17 protein-coding genes are annotated in these 20362 nt (G+C 72.9%); 11 read left to right on the forward strand and 6 right to left on the reverse strand.

Annotated features, from left to right (window positions below; all coding sequences use genetic code 11):
- Positions 1-81: 81 nt before the first annotated feature.
- From ACZ45T_RS08835 to ACZ45T_RS08880, 10 genes are all read left to right on the forward strand, one after another.
- Positions 82-1755 carry a protein kinase domain-containing protein gene (locus ACZ45T_RS08835; RefSeq protein WP_468438930.1) on the forward strand — a complete coding sequence of 558 codons (1674 nt, stop codon included), beginning with the start codon at positions 82-84 and terminating at the stop codon, positions 1753-1755.
- A gap of 177 nt (positions 1756-1932) precedes the next feature.
- Positions 1933-2403, forward strand: coding sequence for a hypothetical protein (locus ACZ45T_RS08840; protein ID WP_468438932.1), 471 nt, complete (start codon positions 1933-1935; stop codon positions 2401-2403).
- A gap of 108 nt (positions 2404-2511) precedes the next feature.
- Complete coding sequence (locus tag ACZ45T_RS08845; RefSeq protein ID WP_468438934.1) at positions 2512-3171, forward strand: PadR family transcriptional regulator; 660 nt, start codon at positions 2512-2514, stop codon at positions 3169-3171.
- A gap of 25 nt (positions 3172-3196) precedes the next feature.
- Positions 3197-3946, forward strand: coding sequence for an ABC transporter ATP-binding protein (locus tag ACZ45T_RS08850; protein ID WP_468438936.1), 750 nt, complete (start codon positions 3197-3199; stop codon positions 3944-3946).
- A gap of 101 nt (positions 3947-4047) precedes the next feature.
- Complete coding sequence (locus ACZ45T_RS08855; RefSeq protein ID WP_468439391.1) at positions 4048-6804, forward strand: FtsX-like permease family protein; 2757 nt, start codon at positions 4048-4050, stop codon at positions 6802-6804.
- A 92-nt stretch (positions 6805-6896) separates the two neighbouring features.
- Positions 6897-7436 carry a bacterial proteasome activator family protein gene (locus ACZ45T_RS08860; protein WP_468438938.1) on the forward strand — a complete coding sequence of 180 codons (540 nt, stop codon included), beginning with the start codon at positions 6897-6899 and terminating at the stop codon, positions 7434-7436.
- 141 nt (positions 7437-7577) lie between these two features.
- On the forward strand, positions 7578-8432 hold the full coding sequence (locus ACZ45T_RS08865) for an NTP transferase domain-containing protein (protein WP_468438940.1): 855 nt from the start codon (positions 7578-7580) through the stop codon (positions 8430-8432).
- The gene (locus tag ACZ45T_RS08870; protein ID WP_468438942.1) at positions 8429-9775 is read left to right on the forward strand and encodes a molybdopterin molybdotransferase MoeA; all 1347 of its coding nucleotides are present in this window, start codon (positions 8429-8431) and stop codon (positions 9773-9775) included. The genes ACZ45T_RS08865 and ACZ45T_RS08870 overlap by 4 nt, the downstream gene beginning before the upstream one ends.
- On the forward strand, positions 9763-10863 hold the full coding sequence (locus ACZ45T_RS08875) for a potassium channel family protein (RefSeq protein WP_468438944.1): 1101 nt from the start codon (positions 9763-9765) through the stop codon (positions 10861-10863). Before ACZ45T_RS08870 ends, ACZ45T_RS08875 begins: the two co-directional genes overlap by 13 nt.
- Before the next feature lie 26 nt (positions 10864-10889).
- The gene (locus ACZ45T_RS08880; RefSeq protein WP_468438946.1) at positions 10890-11867 is read left to right on the forward strand and encodes an NAD(P)H-quinone oxidoreductase; all 978 of its coding nucleotides are present in this window, start codon (positions 10890-10892) and stop codon (positions 11865-11867) included.
- Between the two features lie 203 nt (positions 11868-12070).
- Here ACZ45T_RS08880 and ACZ45T_RS08885 read toward each other — a convergent pair whose 3' ends face one another.
- From ACZ45T_RS08885 to pdhA, 3 genes are read right to left on the reverse strand one after another with little or no spacing between them, the layout of a single operon-like run.
- Positions 12071-13399, reverse strand: a complete 1329-nt coding sequence (locus ACZ45T_RS08885; RefSeq protein WP_468438948.1) for a dihydrolipoamide acetyltransferase family protein — start codon at positions 13397-13399, stop codon at positions 12071-12073.
- Positions 13399-14418 carry an alpha-ketoacid dehydrogenase subunit beta gene (locus tag ACZ45T_RS08890; protein ID WP_468438950.1) on the reverse strand — a complete coding sequence of 340 codons (1020 nt, stop codon included), beginning with the start codon at positions 14416-14418 and terminating at the stop codon, positions 13399-13401. Before ACZ45T_RS08890 ends, ACZ45T_RS08885 begins: the two co-directional genes overlap by 1 nt.
- Positions 14415-15575: a pyruvate dehydrogenase (acetyl-transferring) E1 component subunit alpha gene (gene pdhA / locus ACZ45T_RS08895; protein WP_468438952.1), complete on the reverse strand. Its 1161-nt coding sequence runs from the start codon at positions 15573-15575 to the stop codon at positions 14415-14417. Before pdhA ends, ACZ45T_RS08890 begins: the two co-directional genes overlap by 4 nt.
- A 178-nt stretch (positions 15576-15753) precedes the next feature.
- On the opposite strand from pdhA, the gene ACZ45T_RS08900 reads away from it, so the two are divergent.
- Positions 15754-16344, forward strand: a complete 591-nt coding sequence (locus ACZ45T_RS08900) for an Lrp/AsnC family transcriptional regulator (protein ID WP_468438954.1) — start codon at positions 15754-15756, stop codon at positions 16342-16344.
- A gap of 94 nt (positions 16345-16438) precedes the next feature.
- Here the strand turns inward: ACZ45T_RS08900 and ACZ45T_RS08905 are convergent, their stop codons facing one another.
- From ACZ45T_RS08905 to ACZ45T_RS08915, 3 genes are all read right to left on the reverse strand, one after another.
- A complete protein-coding gene (locus tag ACZ45T_RS08905) occupies positions 16439-18121 on the reverse strand; it encodes a PKD domain-containing protein (protein ID WP_468438956.1) in 1683 nt (560 codons plus the stop codon).
- Between the two features lie 90 nt (positions 18122-18211).
- Positions 18212-18820 carry a TetR/AcrR family transcriptional regulator gene (locus ACZ45T_RS08910; protein WP_468438958.1) on the reverse strand — a complete coding sequence of 203 codons (609 nt, stop codon included), beginning with the start codon at positions 18818-18820 and terminating at the stop codon, positions 18212-18214.
- Complete coding sequence (locus ACZ45T_RS08915) at positions 18817-20328, reverse strand: 3-hydroxyacyl-CoA dehydrogenase (protein ID WP_468438960.1); 1512 nt, start codon at positions 20326-20328, stop codon at positions 18817-18819. The genes ACZ45T_RS08910 and ACZ45T_RS08915 overlap by 4 nt, the downstream gene beginning before the upstream one ends.
- Between the last annotated feature and the right edge of the window lie 34 nt (positions 20329-20362).

The following is a 20362-nucleotide window of genomic DNA, read 5'->3' on the forward strand; positions in this document are numbered from 1 at the left end:
TGTGCTTGCCCTCCGGCAGACTGGGCGCCACATGCGCCCAGCCAGCGGCGTGGGGACACATCCCGAGGGGAAGCAACAGTCATGAGCCAGGACGGCACTCAGGGCCAGTACGCGGGCGGCTCTCTGGCCGGTGGCCGTTACCAGCTAAGGGACTTGCTGGGTGCGGGTGGCATGGCCTCCGTGTACCTGGCCTACGACTCCGCACTCGACCGGCAGGTCGCCATCAAGACCCTGCACAGCGACCTCGGCCGGGAGCAGTCCTTCCGCGAGCGATTCCGCCGCGAGGCGCAGGCTGTAGCGAAACTGTCGCACACGAACATCGTCTCGGTATTCGACACGGGTGAGGGCGAAGTGACGTTCGCCGGCTCCGGCGCGGGCGACGGCGCGGTGATGCCGTACATCGTCATGGAGTACGTGGAGGGCCGGCCGCTCGGCTCGGTGCTCGAAGCGGACATCCGCCAGTACGGGGCCATGCCGGCGGACAAGGCGCTGAAGGTGACGGCCGATGTGCTGGCCGCCCTGGAGACCAGCCACGAGATGGGGCTCGTCCACCGCGACATCAAGCCCGGCAACGTCATGGTCAACAAGCGCGGCGTGGTCAAGGTGATGGACTTCGGCATCGCCCGCGCCATGCAGTCGGGGGTCACCTCGATGACGCAGACCGGCATGGTCGTCGGCACCCCGCAGTACCTCTCGCCCGAACAGGCGCTGGGGCGCGGGGTCGACGCCCGTTCCGACCTGTACTCCGTCGGCATCATGCTGTTCCAGCTGCTGACCGGGCGGATCCCCTTCGACGCGGACTCGCCGCTGGCCATCGCGTACGCCCACGTGCAGGAGGAGCCGGTCGCTCCCTCCACCATCAACCGGACGCTGACCCCGGCGATGGACGCGCTGGTGGCGCGGGCCCTGAAGAAGAACCCGAACGAGCGCTTCCCCACGGCCGCGGCCATGGGGGACGAGGTCGCGCGGGTGCTGGCCTCCGGGCAGACCGGGGCGCCGGTCATCGTGCAGGGGGTCACCACGGGCGGCAGCGGTGCGGGGGTGGCCTCGGCCGTGTTCCCGCCGGTGGACTCCGGGTTCCAGCCGCCGCCGCAGTCGGTGCAGCAGCCGTACCAGGCGCCGCACACCCCGACGCCCGCCCCGTACGCGCCCACGCCGCCGCCGCAGCCGCAGCCGCACGCGCAGGGCGGCTACGCGTACCCCCACACGCCCCCGCCGCAGCAGCAGTACGCGCCGCACACCCCGCCGCCGTACACGATCTCCCCCGCGACCACGGCGAGCCCGTCCGCCGCGGGCGACGGCAAGCGGAACACGCCGTTGGTGGTGGGCGCGGTCGCGGTGGCGCTGCTGGCCGTCGGCGGTCTGATCGCGGCGATCTCGATGAGCGGCGGCGACGAGGACAAGGGGGTGACCGCGGGCCCGGGAAGCTCCACTTCCGCGTCCGCGTCCGCCTCCGCCAAGGCCGGGTTCAAGGGGCCGGACGTCACGCGCACGATCGACCCGAAGAAGTGCAAGGAGCCGGTGAAGCACTACAGCGAGGCCGGCAAATATTCGGCGCCGGACCTCACGTACAAGAACCTGCTCTCCGTGAAGGAGTGCATCCAGGCCTCGGGCGGCAAGTACACGATCATCACGAAGGACGAGGCCGTGTACGGCAAGGACACCGTGCTGGTCCAGTCGCCGGCCGCCGGCGAGAAGATCAACAAGGAAGGCACGGAGTACACGCTGACCGTGTCGACCGGCAATCCCGAGTAGCGGACCGGCACCCGCCTGCGCGTCACGACGGCGGCGCATCACGACACACCGGCATCCCGGGCACCCCGATGGGGCGCCCGGGATGCCGGTTTTGCCCCATTATGCAACTCTGGGCGGGACGCTCGGTCTCCCCCAGACTTCGCCCGGGGGGACCCCCAGGGACGGGAGGGGCTCCCCGTGATCCAAGGCTTCCGCCCGCCGCGCTGGCTGGCCTGCGCCGCACTGATCGCCGCCGCGCTCGTACCCGTCGCGCTCGTACCCGTCGCGCCCGCCGCCGCGCTCGTACCCGCCGCCACCGCGGCCGCGGCCGACGATCCGTACGAGGACGGGGACGGGGACGGGAAGCTGGCCGGCAGCGCCGCCGGCGTCGGGCGCGAGCGGCCCGGGCGGCCGGCGGGGGAGCCCGCGAACCCGGAGCTGATGGTGGCCTCCCGGCCGCTGCCGGTACGCCCGCGCCCCGAGCCCGAGAGCCCGCCGCCCGTCGCCGCCCCGACCCCGAGCCCGCACGAGGTGATCAGCGCGCTCGGCACCGAACCGAACGAGCGGGCCGCCGACCTGGCCGCGCACATACTGCCGCTGGGGACCGGATTCGCCCTGATGGGGCTGGGTCTGGGCTACCTCGGGATGCGGCTGCGCCGAGGCATCTGACCCCCGGTCCGACACCCCTCCCACGCGCCCTCCCACTTGCCCTCCCCCTTCCGGCGTACGACCCGGGATGGTTGCCCTGCGTGAACATACTCGGTATACATACTCGGTATGTCGATCCGTCACGGCCTTCTCGCCCTGCTGGAACGGGGTCCTCGGTACGGCTCCCAGCTGCGCACCGAGTTCGAATCCCGCACCGGCTCCACCTGGCCGCTCAACGTCGGGCAGGTGTACACCACCCTCGCCCGCCTCGAACGCGACGGCCTCGTCGCCCCCGGCGGCGAGGACGCCGCCGGCCACACCCTCTACGCCATCACCGACACCGGACGCGCCGAACTGCACGAGTGGTACGAGCGCCCCGTGGACCGCTCCCACCCGCCCCGCGACGAGCTGTCCATCAAGCTCGCCATGGCCGTGGGCGCACCCGGCGTGGACATCCGCGCCGTCATCCAGGCCCAGCGGCACGCCACGATCAAGGCGATGCAGGACTACACCCGGCTCAAGGCCACGGCGCTCGCCGCGATCGAGAGCGGGAAGTCCCGCGAACGCGACGATGTGGCCTGGCTGCTCGTCCTGGAACAGCTGATCTTCCAGACCGAGGCCGAGGCCCGCTGGCTCGACCACTGTGAAGCCCGGCTCGTCCGGCTCTCCCTGCCGGCCGACCGGAGAGCCGCCGCACCCGAGCCACCACAGGCCGCCTCAGCCGGATCAGAAACGCAAGCTCCGGCCCCGACCACCCGGCCCCGCACCGCCCGCACGCGGCGTGGCTGAACCATCGTTCCAGGGGGGACCCTTCATGCCTGACCAGCATCACCAGCCCGAGCAGCCCGTCCTGCAACTGGACCGGCTCGTACGCACCCACGGCAGCGGCGCCACCGAAGTGCACGCCCTGCGCGGCATCAACCTCTCCGTCTTCCCCGGCGAACTCGTCGCCGTCATGGGCCCCTCCGGCTCCGGCAAGTCCACGCTGCTCACCCTCGCGGGCGGCCTCGACACCCCGACCGGCGGCCATGTGCTCGTTGAGGGCACCGACATCACCACCGCGAGCCGCAAGCGGCTGGCCGCCCTGCGCCGCCGCAGCATCGGGTACGTCTTCCAGGACTACAACCTGATCCCGGCCCTCACCGCCGCCGAGAACGTGTCCCTGCCCCTGGAGCTCGACGGGACCTCCGCCCGCAAGGCCCGGGTCTGCGCACTCGCCGCGCTGGAGGAGATCGGCCTGAGCCAACTCGCCGACCGCTTCCCCGACGAGATGTCCGGCGGCCAGCAGCAGCGCGTGGCCATCGCCCGCGCCCTCGTGGGCGAGCGCCGCCTGGTCCTCGCCGACGAGCCCACCGGCGCGCTGGACTCCGAGACCGGCGAGGCCGTCCTCGCCCTGCTGCGCTCCCGCTGCGACGCGGGCGCGGCCGGGATCCTCGTGACGCACGAGCCGCGGTTCGCGGCCTGGGCCGACCGCGTGGTCTTCCTGCGCGACGGCAGCGTGGTCGACGAGACCCTGCGCAGCGGGGCCGACTCCCTGCTCTCCGGGCAGGTGGCCGGCCAGTGACCTTCTCGCTCCGAGGCTGGTACCACTCCTGGGTCGCGGCCCTGCGCATAGCCCGCCGCGACGCCTGGCGCGCCAAGGGCCGCAGCTCCCTCGTCCTCGCGATGATCGCCCTGCCGATCGTCGGGGTCAGCGCCGCCGACCTCACGCTGCGCAGCGCCGAACTCTCCCCCGAGCAGTCCGTCTCCCGCGTGGTGGGGGCCGCCGACGCCCGGGTGGTCTCCTCCTTCATGGACACGGCCGTCTACCAGAAGCCCGACGGCAAGAACTACTCCCCCGTCGGCGGCTACAAGTTCAACGGCCAGCTGCGGCAGAGCGGGGAGCCGCAGGCGCCGGTCGAGACGGTGCTCCCGGCCGGGGCCCAGGTCGTCAAGGACTCCGCGGGCTACGCCAAGGTCCGCACCACCCACGGGCTGCTCGACACCGACCTGCGCGAACTCGACACGCACAGCCCGCTGGTGGCGGGCCTGATCACGCTCGACCGCGGCCGGCTGCCCGAGCGCGCGGGCGAGCTCATCGCGACGAACGCCTTCCTGAAGCACTCCGGTTTCCACGTCGGCTCCTCGGTCACCCCACGCGGCGCCACCTCCTCGTACAAGATCGTCGGTGCGTACGAGCTGCCGTCCCAGCTCGGGAAGGACGAGATCCTCGCCCCGCCCGGGACCCTGATCGCCCCGCTCGAAGAGGCCCTGAAGGCCTCCGGGGCACGCGGGGTGGGAGCCCGGGACGCCTACCTGGTGAAGGTCGGCGGCGACGGTTTCACGTGGAACATGGTCAAGGCGGCCAACACCAAGGGCCTGGTCGTCGTCTCCCGCGCCGTCACCCTCCACCCGCCCGCCGACTCCGAGGTGCCGCTCTACCAGCAGGAGCCCAAGGAGAGGTCCGAGGGCGGCGAGACCAGCACCACGCGCATGGCCGTCCTCGCCACCGTCGTGGGCCTGGCCATGCTGGAGATCTGCCTGCTCGCCGGACCGGCCTTCGCGGTCGGTGCCCGCCGCTCGCGCCGCCAGCTCGGCCTCGTCGGCGCCAACGGCGGCGACCGGCGCCACATCCGCTCCATCGTGCTCTCCGGCGGCCTCGTCATCGGCGCCGTGGCCGCCGTAGCCGGCACCGTGGCCGGCGTGGCGCTCACCGTCGGGCTCCGCCCGGTGCTGGAGGAAAAGCTCGGCAACCGCTTCGGCGGCTTCGACTTCCGCCCGCTGGAACTGGCCGCCATCGCCCTGCTCGCCGTGGTGACCGGGCTGCTGTCCGCGATCGTCCCGGCGGTCACCGCGTCCCGGCAGACCGTGCTGGCCTCGCTGACCGGCCGCCGCGGGGTCCGCCGCGCCAACCGGGTGCTGCCGGTCCTCGGCCTGCTCGCCGTCGCCGGCGGCGCCGCGATCGCCCTGTACGGCACCGCCTCCGACATGGGCCCCACCGTCGTGGCGGGCGGCAGCGCCCTCGCCGAGCTCGGGGTCGTCGCCCTCACCCCCGTCCTGGTCGGCCTGTTCGGGCGGCTCGGACGGTGGCTGCCGCTGTCGCCGCGGCTCGCGCTGCGCGACGCCGTGCGCAACCGGGGGCGTACGGCACCCGCCGTGGCCGCCGTACTGGCCGCCGTCGCCGGCACCGTCGCGGTGGCCACGTACGAGCACAGCAGGGACATCCAGAACCGGCACGAGTACGTCGCCGACCTGCCGCACGGCACGGGGCTGCTGGAGGCCCGGGAGGGCAGCGCGTACAACGACGTGCCCGCCCTGCGCGAGGCCCTTTCCAAGCAACTCCCGCTGTCGCTGCGGGTGGACGTCGACCGGCTGGTCGTCGGCAAGCCGAGCTGTGACACCTTCTCCATGGACCCGGGCTGCGGCCGGGCCGAGATCATCACGCCCAAGGACCAGCGCTGCCCGCTCGACGGCAACGCCAAGGGCAGGGACGCCTTCACCGAGGAGCAGATGAAGCAGCTGCGCCAGGACTGGCGCTGCCGCCACATGAGGCACGGCACACAGCATCCCCTCGTCGTCGCCGACGAGAAGCTGCTGACCGCACTGGCGGTCACCGACCCGGGCTCCGTGTCCGCCCTGAAGGCGGGCCAGGCCGTCTCCTTCGACAAGCGCAACGTCAAGGACGGCAAGCTCACCCTGCGGCTCGTCACCGACCTCGCGGCGGCCGACCAGCTGCGCGGCAGCGACGAGGAACTGCCCGGTGAGGACCGGGTCCTCCCCGTCCACCAGGCGCCCGACACCGCCGACAGCTGGGGCATCGAGCTGATCCTGCCGCCCGCGGCGGCCAAGACGGCGGGGCTGGCCACCGTGCCGTACGGCTCGTACTTCACCCTCGACGGGACGCTCCACACCGAGCAACGGCAAAAGCTCGCCGGGGACATCGACCGCATGGGCGTGGAAACCTCCCTGCGCATCGAGGAGGGCTACCAGGGCAACGACAGCCTGGGCCTGCTCGCCCTCACCGTCTTCGCGGGCCTGGTCACCATCGGCGCGGCCGGCATCGCCACCGGGCTCGCCCAGGCCGACGCCGAAGCCGACCTGAAGACCCTGGCGGCGGTGGGCGCGGCGCCGCGGGTGCGGCGGACGCTGAGCGGCTTCCAGTGCGGGGTGGTCGCCCTGATGGGCGTCGTCCTGGGCTCGGCGGCCGGAATCCTGCCCGCGGTCGGGCTGCGCCTGACGCAGCGGCGGGAGCTGGAACGCCTCTACCAGTACTCCCTGGACCACGGCTACACGTCGGGGGCGGACCCTCTGCCGTACGTGCCGATCTCCGTGCCGTGGGAGACCCTCGGCGGGCTGATCATCGTGGTCCCGCTGGGCGCGGCCCTGCTGGCGGCCCTGGTCACCCGCTCCAGCGGCGCACTGGCCCGCCGGGCGGCGGGCTGACACGGGGCTGATCCGGTGCCCCCGTACAGGGTGGATCACGACTGTACGGGGGCACACCGTGTGAGTACGGAAGTGTGCGAGAGAATGACGGCATGGAGATGCCGAGGAGTGAACGGTCGCAGGACAGCCCCCCGCACGGCCTGATCGTGGGACAGGACGGGATGCCGGTCGGCGGCGCCGATGACGAGTCGCGCGAGGTCCCGGTGACGGAGATGGTCGAACAGCCCGCCAAGGTCATGCGCATCGGAAGCATGATCAAGCAACTCCTGGAAGAGGTACGTGCCGCGCCTCTCGACGAGGCGAGCCGGGTCCGGCTCAAGGACATCCATGCCGCCTCGGTGAAGGAGCTGGAGGACGGCCTGGCCCCTGAGCTCGTGGAGGAACTGGAGCGCCTGTCCCTCCCGTTCACGGAGGAGGCCATCCCTTCCGAGGCGGAACTGCGCATCGCGCAGGCCCAGTTGGTGGGCTGGCTGGAGGGCCTCTTCCACGGCATCCAGACCGCCCTGTTCGCGCAGCAGATGGCCGCGCGGGCCCAGCTGGAACAGATGCGCCGCGCCCTCCCGCCGGGTGCTCCGCACGACGACGACGATGACGGCGGCCACGGCGCGATCCGCTCGGGCCCTTACCTGTAGCGCCGCCAAAGGCGGGTCCGGCTCTCCGGATCCGCCTTCGCCATGCGCGGCGCCGCTGCCAAATCCAGCCCCGCCGGCGTTTGAGGCGTGGGGTCTGGGGCGGAGCCCCGGGAGAAACGGCGGGCCGCATACCCTGGCGGCATGAGCTACGACGCGATCGTGCTGGCCGGCGGCGCCGCGCGGCGACTCGGCGGGGCGGACAAGCCCGCGCTGAGCGTCGGCGGCCGCGCCCTCCTCGACCGCGTGCTCGACGCCTGCCCGGACGCCCTGACCACCGTCGTGGTCGGCGGCCGCCGCGCCACCGCGCGCCCGGTCCACTGGGCCCTGGAGGACCCGCCCGGCGCCGGCCCCGTGGCCGCGTTGGACGCCGGGCTGCGCCGGACCAGCGCCGAACTGGTCCTCGTACTCTCCGCGGACCTGCCGTTCCTGGACCGGGACACCGTACGGGCCCTGCTGCACGCGCCCGGCCCGGACGGGGCGATGCTGCGCGACGCCGACGGCCGGGACCAGCCCCTCGTCGCCGCCTACCGCGCCGAACCCCTGCGCCGCGAGATCGCGCTGCTCGCCACCGAACACGGCAGCCTCACCGGCCTCCCGCTCCGCGCGCTCACCGCCGAACTGGACCTCACCCCCGTCACGGCCCGGCCACTCGCCTCCTTCGACTGCGACACCTGGGACGATCTCGCCGCCGCCCGAGCCCGGATCAGGGAGCATGGAACCGTGCTGGACCAATGGATCACCGCCGTCAAGACCGAGCTGGACATCGACCTCGCCGTCGACACCAAAACCCTGCTCGACCTCGCCCGGGACGCCGCCCACGGCGTCGCCCGGCCCGCCGCCCCGCTGACCACCTTCCTGGTCGGCTACGCGGCCGCCCAGGCCGCCGCCACCGGCGCCGACCCCGCCCGGGCCGTCGCCGAAGCCTCCCGCAAGGCCGCCGACCTGGCGCTGCGCTGGGCGGCCGAAGAGAACGCCGAACAGAACGGCTCCGGATGACCCCGACCGACGCCGAACAGGCCCTCGAACAGGCGCTGGCCCTCGTCAGCCGCGACCCCGGCCCCGGCCTCGACACGAGCCTCCGCACAAGCGGCGGCACGGGCGGTGACCCGGGCGGCGGCGCAGGCGGCGGCCACCGTGCGGCGGCCTGGCCGCGGGCCCGGGAGGCCGCCTTCCACGCCGGGGCGGGCGTACGGGCCCGTACGCACCGGGTCCCCCTCGCCGACGCCCTCGGCGAGGTACTGGCCGACCCCCTGGACGCACTGACCGACCTGCCGTCCTTCGACACCTCCGCCATGGACGGCTGGGCCGTCGCCGGCCCGGGCCCGTGGACCGTCCGCCCCGGCGGCGGGGTACTGGCCGGCTCCGGCCGGCCCGAGCCCCTCGGGGACGGCGAGGCCGTACCGATCGCCACCGGCGCCCGGATCCCCGCCGACACCACCGCCGTCATCCGCAGCGAGCACTGCCGCGAGGCGGGCACCCAGCTGTTCGCCGACCGGCCCGTCCTCACCGGCCAGGACATCCGCCCCCGCGGCCAGGAGTGCCGCTCCGGGGACCTGTTGCTGCCCGCCGGATCCCTGGTCACCCCGGCCGTACTCGGACTCGCCGCGGCCGCCGGGTACGACGAGCTGACGACCAGGCCCCGCCCCCGCGTGGAGATCCTGGTGCTCGGCGACGAGCTGCTCACCGCGGGCCGCCCGCACGACGGGCTGATCCGCGACGCGCTCAGCCCCATGCTCGGCCCCTGGCTCGCCCGCCTCGGCGCCGAGGTCATCGCCGTGCGCAGGCTCGGCGACGATCCGGCGGGGGCCGCGGCCCTGCTGGAAGCCGTCACCACCTCCACCGCCGATGTCCTCGTCACCACCGGCGGCACCGCCTCCGGCCCCGTCGACCACGTCCACCCCGTGCTGCGCCAGGCCGGCGCCGACCTGCTGGTCGACGGGGTGGCGGTGCGCCCCGGACACCCGATGCTGCTGGCCCGCCTCGGCGAACCGGCCGACGGACGGCACCTCGTCGGGCTCCCCGGGAACCCCCTCGCCGCCGTATCGGGGCTGCTGACCCTCGCCGAACCCCTGCTGCGCGCCCTCGCGGGCCGCCGCAAACGCCCCCGCTACACGGCGCCGGTCCAGAGCGACGTGCCCGGCCACCCGTACGACACCCGGCTGGTCCCGGTGCTGCTGAGCGGCGAGCACGCGGTGCCGCTGCGCTACCACGGCCCCGCCATGCTGCGCGGCGTGGCGGCCGCCGACGCGCTGGCCGTCGTACCGCCCAAGGGCGCGAGGTCCGGGCAGGACCTGGAAATCCTCGATCTGCCGTGGTCCTCGGGAGGATGTTTCACGTGAAACTGCACGGTCAGGACTCCATGGCCCGCGGCGCCGACGAGAAACTCGTCTCCCGGCGCATCAAACTGCCCAAGCGCATCGTCGAGCAACCCCTGAGGCAGGTCACCAGGCGCCTGCTGATGGCCCTGTTCGTGCTCTGCCTGACGGTCCTGCTCGTCTGGATCGACCGCGAGGGCTACCACGACAACGCCAACAACAAGGTCGAATTCCTCGACTGCGTCTACTACGCGACCGTGACCCTGTCGACGACCGGCTACGGCGACATCGTCCCGTACAGCGACAGCGCGCGACTGGTCAACGTCCTGCTTATCACCCCGCTGCGCGTGCTGTTCCTGATCATCCTGGTCGGCACCACCCTGGAAGTCCTGACGGAACGCACCCGGGAAGAGTGGCGGCTGAACCGCTGGAGGAAGAACTTGCGTGAGCACACGGTCGTCGTCGGCTTCGGCACCAAGGGCCGCTCGGCCCTGCAGACGCTGCTCGCCACCGGCCTCTCCAAGGAGCAGGTCGTCATCGTCGACCCCAGCGCCAAGGTGATCGACATGGCCAACGCGGAGGGGTTCACGGGCGTGGTCGGCGATGCCACCCGCTCCGACGTCCTGCTCCGCGCCGAGCTGCAGAAGGCCCGTCAGATCGTCATCGCCACCCAGCGGGACGACACGGCGGTCCTGGTCACGCTGACGGCCCGGCAGCTCAACCGCGGCGCGAAGATCGTCGCCGCGGTGCGCGAGGAGGAGAACGCCCCGCTGCTGCGCCAGTCCGGCGCGGACGCGGTCATCACGAGCGCCAGCGCGGCCGGCCGGCTGCTGGGCCTCTCCGTACTGAGCCCGAGCGCGGGCACCGTGATGGAGGACCTGATCCAGCAGGGCAGCGGCCTCGACCTCATCGAACGGCCCGCCCTCAAGTCCGAGGTCGGCAAGAGCGTGCGGGACACCAGCGACCTCGTCGTGAGCGTGCTGCGCGGGCACCGGCTGCTCGCGTACGACGACCCGCACGCGAGCCCGATCCAGCTGACGGACCGTCTCATCACCATCGTGCGGGCGGCGGCGCCGACGTCGCCGCAGGTGACGCTGGGGCCTGCCGAGTAGGCACGAGTTGGCGTAGCCTCCGGGCCATGCATGCGATCACCATCGAGCAGCCCGGCGGCCCCGAGGCCCTCGTCTGGACCGACGTACCCGACCCGGTGGCGGGCGAGGGCGAGGTCCTCGTCGAGGTCGCGGCGAGCGCCGTGAACCGCGCCGACGTACTCCAGCGGCAGGGGTTCTACGATCCGCCGCCCGGCGCCTCGCGCTATCCGGGACTGGAGTGCTCGGGGCGGATCGCCGCGATCGGACCGGGGGTGTCCGGCTGGTCGGTGGGCGACGAGGTGTGCGCGCTGCTGGGCGGCGGCGGATACGCGCAGCGGGTGGCCGTCCCGGCGGGCCAGCTGCTGCCGGTCCCGGCGGGCGTGGACCTGGTGACGGCGGCGGCGCTGCCGGAGGTCGTCACGACGGTGTGGTCCAACGTGTTCATGGTGGCGGGGCTGCGCCCCGGCGAGACCCTGCTGGTGCACGGCGGATCCAGTGGCATCGGGACGATGGCGATCCAGCTGGGCAAGGCGGTGGGCGCGCGGGTCGCGGTGACGGCCGGCGGCCCGGAGAAGCTGGCGCGCTGCAAGGAGCTGGGCGCGGACATCCTGATCGACTACCGCGAGCAGGACTTCGTGGCGGAGCTGCGCGAGGCGACGGGCGGGGCCGGGGCGGACGTGATCCTGGACATCATGGGCGCGAAGTACCTCGCCCGGAACGTGGACGCCCTGGCCGTCAACGGCCGGCTCGCGGTGATCGGCCTGCAGGGCGGGACGAAGGCCGAACTGAACCTGGGCGCACTGCTGTCCAAGCGTGCGGCGATCACGGCCACGTCCCTGCGGGCCCGCCCCCTGGACGAGAAGGCGGCCATCGTCGCGGCTGTACGGGAACACGTCTGGCCCCTGATCGCCGCGGGCCGCATCCACCCGGTGGTCCACGGGAGGTTCCCCATGGCCGAGGCGGCCGAAGCCCACCGGCTCATGGAGTCGAGCGCCCACGTGGGCAAACTGCTGCTGACGGTCTGAGTGCCGGGGCTCCGCCCCGGACCCCGGTCCTCAAACGCCGGACGGGCTGGATTTCAGCCTCGCCGGCGTTTGAGGCGCGGGGGTACCCCCGGACGGAGTCTGGGGGAGGGTCCGGGGCGGATCCCCGGGATACGGAGAAAGGGCGGGGCGGGGACCAGCTCCGCGCAGCGGCACCCCCGCACCCCGCTGAGGCCCGCGCCGAGCTACAGGCTGCGCAGCAGGACCGCCGGGGATTCGACGCAGTCCGCGACGTAGCGGAGGAACCCACCCGCCGTGCCGCCGTCGCAGACCCGGTGGTCGAACGTCAGCGACAGCTGAACGACCTGCCGGACGGCCAGCTCGCCGCCGTGCACCCACGGCTTCGGCATGATCCGGCCCACCCCGAGCATCGCCGCCTCCGGGTGGTTGATGATCGGCGTGGAGCCGTCGACCCCGAACACCCCGTAGTTGTTCAGGGTGAACGTCCCGCCCGTCAGGTCGGACGGCGCCAGCTTCCCCGCCCGCGCCAGCTCGGTCAGCCGGGCGAACTCCGCCGAGAGGGACTCCGGGTTGCGGCTCTGCGCGTCCCGGACCACCGGGACGACCAGGCCCCGCTCGGTCTGCGCGGCGAAGCCCAGGTGCACCGACGGGAGCCGGACGATCTCCTTCGCCGCGAGGTCCACGGTGGAGTTCAGCTCCGGGTACTTGGCCAGCGCGGCCGTGCAGATCCGTGCCAGCAGCGCGAGCACCGAGATCTTGGGCCCGCCCACGGCGTTCATCGCGGCCCGGGCGGCCATCAGCTCGGTGGCGTCCGCATCGACCCAGCAGGTGGCGTCCGGGATCTCCCGCCGGCTGCGCGACAGCTTCTCGGCGACCGCGCCGCGCACGCCCTTGAGCGGGATCCGCTCGCCCTGTACGGCCACGGCCGCAGCCGCGACGGGGGCCGGCTCGGGGGCTCGCAGCGCGGCCAGCGCCGCCTCGACGTCCGCCCGCAGGATCAAGCCCTCGGGTCCGGACCCGCGCAGCGCGCGCAGGTCGACCCCGTGGTCCTTGGCCAGCTTGCGCACCAGCGGCGAGATCACGGGCACCGGCCCCGCCGGGACGGCCGCAACGGGCGCCGCGGCCGGCACGGCAGGCACGGTCGGCACGGTGACCGACGCCGAGACCTCGGCGGTGACGGGTCGCACCCGTCGCCGACGCGCCGGGCGCGAGTGGTCCGAGCCGTAACCGATCAGGGGCCGGGGCACGTTGCCGGAGCCTTCGGCCGCCGGGGCCTCGGGGGCGGCCGGGGCCTCCGGGAGCGACTCCACACCCACCGCCACGGTGATCAGCGGTGCGCCGACGGGGAGTTCCGTGCCCTCCTCCCCGAACCGGGCGGTGACCACACCGCCGTACGGGCAGGGCACCTCGACCATCGCCTTGGCCGTCTCGACCTCGACGACCGGCTGGTCGATGGCGACGACATCGCCCACCGCGACCAGCCAGCGCACGATCTCGGCCTCGGTCAGTCCCTCGCCGAGGTCCGGCAGCTTGAATTCCATGACCTGCGGCATCAGTTCTCCCACTGCAGGCGGGCCACGGTGTCCAGGATCCGGTCCACACCGGGCAGGTGGTGCTTCTCCAGCATCGGCGGCGGGTACGGGATGTCGAAGCCCGTCACCCGCAGCACCGGCGCCTCCAGGTGGTGGAAGCACCGCTCCGTGACGCGGGCGGCGATCTCCGCGCCCGGTCCGCCGAAGCCGTTCGCCTCGTGGACGACCACCGCGCGCCCGGTGCGGCGTACGGACTCCACGACCGTGTCCTCGTCGAAGGGGACCAGCGAGCGCAGGTCCACGACCTCCAGGTCCCAGCCCTCCTCGCGCGCCGCCTCGGCAGCCTCCAGGCACACCGGCAGCGAGGGCCCGTAGGTGATCAGCGTCGCGCTCGTGCCCGTCCGCCGGACCAGCGCCTTCCCGATCCCCGGCACCGCCGCCGGCGCCTGCGGCGACCAGTCGGCCTTCGACCAGTACAGCCGCTTGGGCTCCAGGAAGACCACCGGGTCGTCGCTGGCGATCGACGCGCGCAGCAGTCCGTACGCGTCCTCGACCGTCGCCGGGGTCACCACGTGCAGGCCGGGGGTGGCCACGTAGTACGCCTCCGAGGAGTCGCAGTGGTGCTCCACGCCGCCGATCCCGCCGCCGTACGGCACGCGGATGGTGATCGGCAGCGGCATCGCGCCGCGGGTCCGGTTGCGCATCTTCGCCACGTGCGAGATCAGCTGCTCGAAGGCCGGGTAGGCGAAGGCGTCGAACTGCATCTCGACGACCGGCCGCAGCCCGTACATGGCCATGCCGACGGCCGCGCCCAGGATCCCGGCCTCGGCGAGCGGGGTGTCCGTGCAGCGCTCCTCGCCGAACTCCTTCGCGAGCCCGTCCGTGATCCGGAAGACCCCGCCCAGCGTCCCGACGTCCTCGCCCATGACGTGGACCGTCGGGTCCTCGGCCATCGCGTCGCGCATGGCCCGGGTCAGGGCCTGCGCCATCGTCGCGGGCTTGACCCCCGACTTCGCGGTCTTCGCCGCCACCGTGGTCATCCGCCGTTCTCCGCTTCGTTCTCCGCGTCGCTGTGCGCGTCCAGCTCGGCGCGCAGCATCGCCGCCTGCTCACGCAGTCTGTCGGTCTGCTCCGCGAAGACGTGCGCGAACAGGTCCATCGGATCCACCACCGGATCCGCGTTCATCGCCTCGCGGAGCGCCGCCGCCATCACCTCGGCGTCGTCGCGCGCCGTCTGGATGCCCGCCTCGTCGAGGATCCCGCGCGCGGTCAGCTCGCGCTCCAGGAGATCGATCGGGTCGTGCGCCTTCCAGGCCTCCACCTCGGCGTCACCGCGGTAGCGGGTCGCGTCGTCGGCGTTCGTGTGGGCCTCCATCCGGTAGGTGACGGCCTCGATCAGGGTCGGACCGCCGCCGGCCCGGGCCCGCCGGACCGCCTCGGCCAGCACCTCGTGCACCGCGGCGATGTCGTTGCCGTCGACCAGCCGGCCGGGCATCCCGTAGCCCACGGCCTTGTGGGCCAGCGTCGGGGCGGCGGTCTGCTTGGCGAGCGGGACGGATATCGCGAAGCCGTTGTTCTGGACGAGGAAGACCACCGGGGCCTGCCAGACGGCGGCGAAGTTCAGCGCCTCGTGGAAGTCGCCCTCGCTGGTGCCGCCGTCGCCGACCATGGCGAGGGCGACGACGTCGTCGCCGCGCAGCCGGGCCGCGTGCGCCAGGCCCACCGCGTGCGGCAGCTGGGTGGCGAGCGGGGTGGACAGCGGGGCTATGCGGTGCTCGCGCGGGTCGTAGCCGGTGTGCCAGTCGCCGCGCAGCAGGGTCAGGGCCTGTACGGGGTCCAGTCCGCGCGCCACGGCCGCCAGGGTGTCGCGGTAGCTCGGGAAGAGCCAGTCCTGGTCCTCCAGGACCATGGCGGCCGCGATCTCGCAGGCCTCCTGGCCGACGGTGGACGGGTAGACGGCGAGCCGGCCCTGCTTGGTCAGTGCGGTGGCCTGGGCGTTGTAGCGGCGGCCGCGCACCAGCTCGGCGTAGCAGCGGCGCATCAGCGCGGCATCGAGCCGGTCGGCCGCCTCGGTACCCAGCACCCGGTAGGGCTCGGCGTCGGGCAGCAGCGGTGCGGGGTCCGTACGGGGCCTCCAGGCGGGCGGCGGGGTGGAACGGTGGGACGCACCGGCACCGGGCAGCTCTTGGACCGTCATGGCGGCGTACACCTCCTCGTGGGAAGCGGGCTGGGGATGCCCCGGGTGTGAGGCCCCTCACCTACCGATTGTTCGGTTGTCTGCGCATTTTGGCTACAGGCGGCTCCAGGCTGTGGACAAACTGGCGCCGGGGCCCTGGGATGGATGCAGGACGTCCAGGAGAGGGAGGCATCGGGCAATGCCGGATGAACAAATGGCCGGAGCGGGTTCCGCGCCGGTCCCACCGGGGGGAGCGCCGGGCGCACCCGTGGCCCCTGGAGTCCCACCCGTGGCACCCCGTCCCCTGGACCCGATCGACCGGTCGATCATGCGGCTGCTCCAGGCGGACGGCCGCGCGTCGATACGGTCGGTGGCGGAGCAGGTGCACGTCTCGCGGGCGAACGCCTACGCCCGCATCAACCGGCTCATCGACGACGGGGTGATCCGCGGGTTCACGGCCCGCGTCAACCACGAACGCGCCGGCCAGGGCGCCTCCGCCTACATCACCTTGAAGATCGTCCAGAATTCCTGGCGCACGGTCCGCGAGCAGCTCCGCGAGCTGCCCGGCGCCGCCCACATCGCCCTGGTCAGCGGGGATTTCGACGTGCTGCTCCTGGTCCACACCCCGGACAACCGGACCCTGCGCGAGCTGGTCCTGACCCGCCTCCAGGCCATCCCGGAGGTGCTCTCCACGCGCACCCTGCTGGTGTTCGAGGAGACGGACCTCCTGGACTCCGGCCCGGTCGGGCCGGGCGGGCCGGCCGGCACTCCGGCGCTCACCGAGGAGTGAGGACCCGCCCCGGACACGACAGCGCCCCGGGAGCGGCCTGTACGGCCGTTCCCGGGGCGCTGTGCGAGGCGTCTGCCGACGCCCTACCGGTGGATCACTTGCTCTCGTAGTAGCCGAAGAGGTCGATGACGAGGTCGGTGATCTCCCAGCCCTGGTTCCAGAAGTCGATGATGCCGGTGGTGCCGGAGCTCGCCTGGACGAGGTTCGGGACGGTGGCGTTCTTCGTCCAGTTCAGGTTGGAGGAGTTCGGCGGCGTCGGCCAGATCTCGGTGCCGCCGTCGTAGGCCTCGATCGTGTTCGGGTCCGGGGCGACCGTGAGGAACCCGTTGCCGACCGGGTTGGTGACCGTGGCGTTCAGCACGAAGCCCTCGAGGCCCTGCTCCCCGGCGGCGAGCGGCATGTAGATGTAGCTGCGGCCGCCCAGCGGCCCGTACACGCTGCTGTTGGGGTCGCGGGTGTCGGCCAGCCGGAAGGGGGGCAGCGGCATGAAGGCCGCCTTGCTGTCGGTGCTGTAGTAGCCCACGACGTCGACGACGACGTCGGTCGGGGACCAGGCGCCGTTGAAGACGCTGATCTTGCCGTCCGCGCCGACCGGCACGATCACCGAGTTGGCGACCGTCTGACCGGCGGTGAAGTTCAGGTGGGACGCGGTGGGGGTCTGCGACCCGCCCGGGAAGACCGACAGGTGCCCGGCCTGCTTCGGGTTGGTGACGGTCACGTTCAGCGCCACGGCCTTGATGCCCTGGGGCACGCCGCGCAGGCCGCCGATCTGGGTGGAGAAGGTGCCCCGCCCGGCGAGCTGGCCCTTCGCCGTGCCGAGGCCCTCGCGGGTGTCGACGAAGCGCGCCGGGGTCATCGAGGTGTAGCCGCTGGACTGGCTCCGGGTGAAGTAGCCCGTGACGTCCGCGATCAGGTCGACCGACTGCGAACCGCGGTTGGCCAGCTCCACGTAGCCGTCCATGCCGACCGGCACGATCACCAGGTTCGGGACGCTCTGGCCGGCCACGTAGTTGACGTTCGACGTGGTCGGAAGGTCGTAACCCTTGCCGGGGAAGGCCGTGATGTGGCCGCCGGCAGTGGTGTTGGTGACCGTGACGTTGAGGACCACCGCGGTGACGTTGTCCGGGATCTTCCCGTTGCCCTCGATCTTCACGCGGGTCGAACCGTACGCGGGGACCTTGGCCGCCGGGGCGCCGGTGCCGTCACGGGTGTCCAGCAGCCGGGTGGGGGCGTGGGCCGTGAAGTCGGAGCCCGGCGTCAGGTACATGAAGTCGTTGACGGCCTGCACGTTGTTCGTGGTGTCCGTCACGGTGACCGAGACGGAGTATTCGCCGGTCTTCGCGTAGGTGTGCTGGTGGTTCAGCACGGTCGAGCCGGACGCGGCGGCCACGGCCTTGGTCCCGTCGCCCCAGTCGATGACGACCTCGAGGGTGGCGGGCGCGCTCGTGATGGTGGTCTCCATCTCGAGCCCGTGCGCGGTGTGGCTGCCGGCGTTCATGTCGATCGCCAGGTCCGGGTTGCCCGCGGCGGCGCCGGCCGCCTGCGGGGCGGAGGCCACCTTGTTCTTGGCGGCGGGCAGGGTCGTGCGGACCGTCTTGTCGGCGGAGCTCTTGAACGTGGTCGCGTTCGACGCGCCGAGCTTGGTCAGGTCAGGAGCCGTGACCGCGCGGCCGGCGGCGGGCGCGGACGGGTCCGCGGCCTGGGCCGTAGCGGGGATGAAACCAACGCATGCCGCGACGATGGCGGCAGCGGAAACTACGAGACGGCGATTGCGCACCGGCCCCCCATATTCTTCACTTTGAACACGGCTTTTGAACGCGCTCAGGACTGAAATCCCGCTCAGCGTACAGAGCCCCCGTGCGGCCGCTCAGGCCGGTCCCCCCGGAGCTCGGCGCACCGTCCGCAGACCGTCCAGGGCCATGTGGACGACCGCGTCCGCGAGCTGGTCGGGGCCCGTGCCCGGGTGCGGGCGGTACCACTCGACCAGGGAGTTCACCATGCCGAAGAGCAGGCGGGTGGCCAGGCGGATGTCCACGTCCGCCCGGAGGTCGCCGTCCGCGGCGGCGGCCTTGAGCAGGTCGGCGACCTGGTGGTCGAACTCGCGGCGGCGTTCCAGCGCCCAGCGCTCGGTCCGCGTGTTGCCGCGTACGCGCAGCAGCAGCGTCACGTACGGCAGCTCGGCGACCAGCACCTCCACCGTGCGGCGCGTGACGTACTCGACGCGCTCGACCGCCCGGCCCCGGACCGCGCCCGGCTCCCCCAGGACCGCGAAGAGCCCGTCGAGGGCGCGGCTGACGGCCCGCCGCAGCAGTTCCTCCTTGCCCGCGACGTGGTGGTAGATCGAGGACTTCGAGATGCCCGCGGCCTTGGAGAGGTGCTCCATCGAGGTGCCGTCGTAGCCGCGCTCGTTGAAGACCTGTACGGCCACGGACAGCAGCGTCTCGGGGGTGTAGGTGTCCCGCTTGGCCGTGGTCACTGCGCCCCCTCCGCGTCGCCCGCCGCGTAGCCCAGCTTGAAGAGGGCCAGCGAGGGCGCGTAGCGACCGCCGGGGACCCGCTCGTCGAGGTGGTGCAGCAGGTCGTAGGCCCAGTCCCGGCCGAGCCGGTCGTGCCATTCGGCCGGGCCCAGCGGGTAGTTGACGCCGAGCTTCATCGCCGTGTCGATGTCCTCGGCGGAGGCCACGCCCCGGGCTACGGCGTCGGCGGTGAGGTCGATCAGCATCGCGACGGTGCGGGCGACGATCATGCCGGGGACGTCGCCGATGACGGAGACCTCCTTGCCCAGCTTCTGGAAGAGGCCGATCGCCTCGGCGAGGGTCCGCTCGCTGGTGTCCTCGCTCGCGGAGAGCGCGATCCGGGTGGCGCCCCGGTAGTCGAGCGCGAGGTCGAAGTAGACGACGTCCGCGAACTCGACGGAGGTCTTCCCGTCCGCGAGGACCAGCTGGCCCTCGCCGGGCAGCTGGATGTACGGGCCCCCGTGCTCGGTGGCCGTGACCGCGATCCCGGCCTCCTCCAGCAGCTCGGCCAGCTCCGCCGCGGGCCCGAGGTCGCCGACGACGGTGACCTTGTCCGGGGCCGCCTCGGGGCCGGCGGTGTGCGGCTTCGCCGCGGCGGCCTCCGGGCCGTACGGGTACCAGCCGTGCCCCGACTTGCGGCCGAGGCGGCCCGACTGGACCAGCCGGCGCTGCGCGAGGGACGGGGTGAACTTGGGGCTGCGGAAGAAGGAGTCCCACACGGAGCGGGTCACGGCCTCGTTGACGTCCTGGCCGATCAGGTCGGTCAGCTGGAACGGGCCCATCTTGAAGCCGCCGCTCTCGCGCAGCACGGCGTCGATGGTGGCCGGGTCGGCGCCCTGCTCCTCGTACACCGCGAAGGCCTCGGCGTAGAAGGGGCGGGCGATCCGGTTGACGATGAAGCCGGGGGTGTCGGCGCAGCGGACCGGCGTCTTCCCCCAGCCGAGGACGGTGCGGTACGCGCGCTCGGCGGCGTCCGGGTCGGTCGCGGAGCCGCTGACCACCTCGACGAGCGGCAGCAGCGGGGCCGGGTTGAAGAAGTGCAGGCCGAGGAAGCGGCCGGGGTGCGCGAGCCCGGCGGCGAGCTCGGTGACGGAGAGGGAGGAGGTGTTGGTGGCCAGCAGTGCGTCCGGCGAAACCACCTCTTCGAGTGCTGTGAAGAGAGCGCGCTTGACGCTGACGTCCTCGACGACCGCCTCGATGACGAGGGCGGCGCCGGCGAGGCTCGCCAGGCCGTCGGCCGAATCGATTCGGCCGATCGCGTCCTCGGCCTCGGCGTGGTCGAGGCGGCCCTTGGCGGCCATCCGCTCGACGCGGTCCTGCACGAAGGAGACCCCGTCGGCGGCGAGGGAGGCGTTGATGTCGTAGATCAGCACGCGGTGACCTGCGAGAAGGGCGACCTGGGCGATGCCCTGCCCCATGGTGCCCGCGCCGACGACCGCCACTGTGCGGGACCGCTCGATTGCTGTCATGTCCTGATCCTCCCGCACCGACTTATCCACAGGT

It is taken from the genome of Streptomyces sp. NPDC030995, assembly GCF_055571215.1.

Bases quoted from the DNA above. Each gene is read 5' to 3' on its own strand.
- ACZ45T_RS08835 (WP_468438930.1), top strand. From the start codon at position 82: ATGAGCCAGGACGGCACTCAGGGCCAGTACGCGGGCGGCTCTCTGGCC.
- ACZ45T_RS08845 (WP_468438934.1), top strand. From the start codon at position 2,512: ATGTCGATCCGTCACGGCCTTCTCGCCCTGCTGGAACGGGGTCCTCGG.
- ACZ45T_RS08850 (WP_468438936.1), top strand. From the start codon at position 3,197: ATGCCTGACCAGCATCACCAGCCCGAGCAGCCCGTCCTGCAACTGGAC.
- ACZ45T_RS08855 (WP_468439391.1), top strand. From the start codon at position 4,048: ATGATCGCCCTGCCGATCGTCGGGGTCAGCGCCGCCGACCTCACGCTG.
- ACZ45T_RS08860 (WP_468438938.1), top strand. From the start codon at position 6,897: ATGGAGATGCCGAGGAGTGAACGGTCGCAGGACAGCCCCCCGCACGGC.
- ACZ45T_RS08865 (WP_468438940.1), top strand. From the start codon at position 7,578: ATGAGCTACGACGCGATCGTGCTGGCCGGCGGCGCCGCGCGGCGACTC.
- ACZ45T_RS08870 (WP_468438942.1), top strand. From the start codon at position 8,429: ATGACCCCGACCGACGCCGAACAGGCCCTCGAACAGGCGCTGGCCCTC.
- ACZ45T_RS08875 (WP_468438944.1), top strand. From the start codon at position 9,763: ATGTTTCACGTGAAACTGCACGGTCAGGACTCCATGGCCCGCGGCGCC.
- ACZ45T_RS08880 (WP_468438946.1), top strand. From the start codon at position 10,890: ATGCATGCGATCACCATCGAGCAGCCCGGCGGCCCCGAGGCCCTCGTC.
- ACZ45T_RS08885 (WP_468438948.1), bottom strand. From the start codon at position 13,399: ATGCCGCAGGTCATGGAATTCAAGCTGCCGGACCTCGGCGAGGGACTG.
- ACZ45T_RS08890 (WP_468438950.1), bottom strand. From the start codon at position 14,418: ATGACCACGGTGGCGGCGAAGACCGCGAAGTCGGGGGTCAAGCCCGCG.
- pdhA (WP_468438952.1), bottom strand. From the start codon at position 15,575: ATGACGGTCCAAGAGCTGCCCGGTGCCGGTGCGTCCCACCGTTCCACC.
- ACZ45T_RS08900 (WP_468438954.1), top strand. From the start codon at position 15,754: ATGCCGGATGAACAAATGGCCGGAGCGGGTTCCGCGCCGGTCCCACCG.
- ACZ45T_RS08915 (WP_468438960.1), bottom strand. From the start codon at position 20,328: ATGACAGCAATCGAGCGGTCCCGCACAGTGGCGGTCGTCGGCGCGGGC.